This is a genomic window from Pantoea sp. CTOTU49201 (genome assembly GCF_032054795.1).
Taxonomy (GTDB): domain Bacteria; phylum Pseudomonadota; class Gammaproteobacteria; order Enterobacterales; family Enterobacteriaceae; genus Pantoea; species Pantoea symbiotica.
In genome coordinates this window covers 1-3,701 of sequence record NZ_DAMBSA010000440.1, presented here as the reverse complement: position 1 = coordinate 3,701, position 3,701 = coordinate 1, and the positions used below count along the sequence as shown (strand labels likewise).

The window sequence follows — 3,701 nt, the reverse complement described above, 5'->3', positions numbered from 1 at the left end:
CGCCATCTGACCGGGATAGATCGGAATACGCACGATAAACTGGCTGCCCATGCCCGGTTCGGAATCGACTTCGATATCGCCGTCCATCATGTTGATCAGCTTTTCACAGATCGCCAGCCCTAAGCCGGTTCCCTGGAAGTTACGCTGCACACCCGAACCTACCTGGAAGAACGGATCGAACAGACGCGTCACCTCTTTGGCCGGAATACCGACGCCGGTATCACGCACGCGAAACGCCAGATATCCCTCTTTGACGTAAGCATGCAGGATGATGCAGCCGGTGTGGGTGAATTTGATAGCATTGTTCAGCAGGTTAGATATCACCTGCTGCAGACGCATGGCATCGCCATCCAGGGTCAGCGGTACATCGTTTTCGATAAATACATACAGCGTCAGGCGTTTACGCACCACCAGCGAGAGATAGTTGCTGGCAATATGATTGACCACTTCTCGCGGCGAGAAAGGATGTGGCTCAATTTTCAGCTGCTCGGATTCAATCTTCGAGAAGTCGAGGATGTCGCTGATGATCTTCAGCAGCAGGCTCGACGAGTTGTTCATCGCCGTCACCAGTGAATCGACGCCTTTCGGCAGCACTTTGGTTTGCAGCAGATCGAGGTTACCGATAATGCCGTACAGCGGCGTGCGCAGTTCATGGCTGACGGTGGCAAGGAACATCGATTTCGACTGGCTGGCCTGCTCGGCTGAGTGCGCCATCTCCTGCAGCGACTGCTCCATACGCACGCGCGCCGAGACATCGACCAGCACGCAAATCGCCACGTTTTCATTGCGATAACGCGAATGCACAAAGCTGATTTGCAGGTTGGTGTTGCTACCGGTCAGCACATCGACAAAGTTAACCTGCTGACCGCCAATGATTTCATTCAGACGCTGGCGATCTTCCTGCGTCAGCAGCGTCAGATAGTTGTGTGCCAGCTCGTTACTCAGAATGTTGGTGCCATCGCTGGTGCGCAGAATACAGATGCCGACCGGCGCCGAGGCGACAATCTTACGGTTGAACTGCTCGTGCTCCTCCAGCCGATGCGCATTCTCTTCGGCCGGCAGGAACATACGGCGCTCAAAAATCCACGCCAGCGTGAACAAGATCACCGCCGTGAAGATGTTGAGCAACAGCGCGTTAATCAGCATCAGCTTGAGCTGATCCATCAACACGTCGGTGGAAAGCGACCACACAACATTGAGGTTTGACGGCGGCAGCGGCTTCTTCAGCACCAGCTGACGATAGCTGTCGAGATAGCCGAACCAGGTGCTGTTGTCCGGCAGATCGTCAAGCGAATAGCCCGGCCCGCCGCGACGTGAACTGAGCAGCGGACGGTAATTTTCATCGGTGATGGTGGCCACCAGCGGCAAACCGCCCGGCTGAATGAACTCATCAAGGCGGATGTTCTGCTCCACGCCCAGCAGCGCCTGCAGTTTGTTCGCCACATACACCGGCATCACCATATAGAAGTTGCCGACGCCCGGCTGCGCGCTGCTGGTGATCCAATACATCGGTTGGCGGCGCTCTTCTTCATTGCCGTTGCGATAGTGCAGCACGCGTTCACGCAGCGCTTTGAGGCTACGTTCACGATCGACTGAATTGTTGCTGCCGATGGTGAAATCGGCCAGACACTGGTTTTCGCCACCGATGAAGAACACGCGGTTCAATTCATACGCCGAGGCAAAATTGCTTTTCCAGTAATTGATGTAGTAGCTGAGCGAATCCAGCGAGTTGCGCCATGTGTTGCTCATTGAGGTGCAGTCGCCATCGGAAAACAGCGGCGTGAACTGCGGCAGCGCACCTTTGCCCGGCGGCAAACCGTTAAGCACATCCAGACCGTTAGCACTGCTGCTCAGGCGATTTTCGGTGATGTATTTCAGTTCGCGCATCACATCTGCCGAATGGCGTACGTACCACTCAGCCTGACCGTAATTGGTGGCAAACTCCTGACGCACCGCGTTCTCTTTCTCGTGCAGCACGTTGATGATGTAGAAAGTGGTCAGCAGCGCACCCAGCGCCCAGAGCAGCAACGCCAGCGCACGAAACAGATAGCGCGAAATTCGAAGCGTAGTGCGAAAGGAGACAAGATATTTCAAAAGAGGCTCACTGGCGGTAAGAGTTATCAGGATGTTGAAAAGCTTTCATACACTAGCTTTATCGGCCCTAAAAAGCCAGCTAGCCCGCGCCTTTAGGGGAAAACTCAGATAAAAAAACGGCAGGCCAGTTTCCTGACCTGCCGTTTAATAAAGCCGTTACGAATTACTCTTCGTCGTCAGCTTCTGGTGCTTCGTCGTCGCTGTCCACTTCCGGCGCGATATCATCCTCGCCTTCCGCTACGCTACCGTCGATGGCGTCGAGTTCTTCCTCTTCCACCGGCTCAGCAACGCGTTGCAGACCCACCACGTTTTCATCTTCCGCAGTACGGATCAGAATCACGCCTTGGGTGTTACGGCCAACCACGCTGACTTCCGATACGCGAGTACGCACCAGCGTACCAGCATCGGTGATCATCATGATCTGATCGCCATCCACCACCTGTACCGCACCGATAACCGGCCCGTTACGATCGGTGACTTTAATCGAGATCACACCCTGGGTCGCACGCGACTTGGTTGGATACTCGGTATTGGCGGTACGTTTACCGTAACCGTTCTGCGTCACGGTGAGGATCGCGCCCTCTTCACGTGGCACGATCAGCGACACCACTTTGTCACTTTCAGCCAGCTTGATACCGCGCACGCCCGAAGCCGAACGGCCCATTGCACGTACCGCAGTTTCAGCGAAGCGCACCACTTTACCGGCGGCAGAGAACAGCATCGCTTCGTCGCTACCGTTGGTCAGCGCCACACCAATCAGCTCATCATCCTCACGCAGGTTAATGGCGATGATGCCCGCGCTACGCGGACGGCTGAACTCTTGCAACGCGGTTTTCTTCACGGTACCGCTCGCGGTGGCCATGAAGATGTTGAAGCCTTCGGTGTATTCACGCACCGGCAGAATGGCGGTGATACGTTCGTTGGCTTCCAGCGGCAACAGGTTGACGATTGGACGACCGCGCGCACCACGGCTGGCTTCCGGCAGCTGATAGACCTTCATCCAGTAGAGACGGCCACGGCTGGAGAAGCACAGAATGGTGTCATGGGTGTTGGCCACCAACAGACGGTCGATAAAGTCTTCTTCTTTAATACGTGCGGCGGATTTGCCTTTACCACCGCGACGCTGGGCTTCATAGTCCGTCAGCGGTTGGTATTTGACATAACCCTGATGCGACAGCGTCACCACAACGTCTTCCTGATTGATCAGGTCTTCGATGTTGATGTCTGCACTGTTCGCGGTGATTTCAGTACGACGTGCATCGCCGAACTGATCGCGCATCAGCTCCAGCTCTTCACGGATCACTTCCATCAGGCGCTCAGCGCTCTGCAGGATGTGCAGCAGCTCAGCGATCTGATCCAGCAGCTCTTTGTATTCGTCGAGCAGTTTTTCGTGCTCAAGGCCGGTCAGTTTCTGCAGACGCAGATCCAGAATCGCCTGCGCTTGCTGTTCGGTCAGATAATATTGACCATCGCGAATACCAAACTCGGCTTCCAGCCACTCCGGACGCGCGGCATCGTTACCGGCACGTTCCAGCATCGCTGCAACGTTACCCAGATCCCACGACTGTGCCAACAGGCCCAGTTTCGCTTCGGCTGGCGTTGGTGCA

At 55.5% G+C, this 3,701-nt stretch carries 2 protein-coding genes; both read right to left on the bottom strand.

Going from position 1 to position 3,701, the window contains the following annotated elements:
* The coding region (rcsC, locus tag RTY00_RS21700; protein WP_312666165.1) for a two-component system sensor histidine kinase RcsC at window positions 1–2,094 on the bottom strand (2,094 nt) is incomplete at its 3' end.
* Between the two features lie 163 nt (window positions 2,095–2,257).
* Window positions 2,258–3,701, bottom strand: a 1,444-nt coding sequence (locus RTY00_RS21695; RefSeq protein ID WP_312666163.1) for a DNA gyrase C-terminal beta-propeller domain-containing protein, incomplete at its 5' end; no start/stop codon positions are given.